Source organism: Spirillospora albida (assembly GCF_000718255.1).
Classification (GTDB): domain Bacteria; phylum Actinomycetota; class Actinomycetes; order Streptosporangiales; family Streptosporangiaceae; genus Spirillospora; species Spirillospora albida.
The window spans coordinates 1-274 of record NZ_JOFJ01000085.1; the positions used below are offsets into that span (position 1 = coordinate 1).

Consider the following 274-nt stretch of genomic DNA (forward strand, 5'->3'; position numbering starts at 1 on the left):
ACGCATACGCTGCAGGATCGAGTGCGTCTCGGTGAGAGCGCCTTCAGCCGTCTGCGCGACCGAAACGCCATCCTGAGCGTTACGGACCGCGACCTTCAGACCGCCGGTCTGGGCGCGCAGCCCCTCGGAGATCGACAGACCCGCGGCGTCGTCGGCGGCGCGGTTGATGCGGAAGCCACTGGACAGCTTCTCCAGCGACTTGCTCATCGAGCCGTCGTTCACCGACAGGTTGCGGTACGAGTTCATCGCCGCGATGTTCTGATTGATACGCAGA

Annotated in this window: 1 protein-coding gene; it reads right to left on the bottom strand. The window is 64.2% G+C overall.

Annotated elements, in window-relative coordinates; all coding sequences use genetic code 11:
- Nucleotides 1–273: flagellin N-terminal helical domain-containing protein (locus tag IE99_RS0128640; protein WP_483852550.1), on the bottom strand; the 273-nt coding region annotated here is incomplete at its 3' end.
- Nucleotide 274 lies beyond the last annotated feature (1 nt).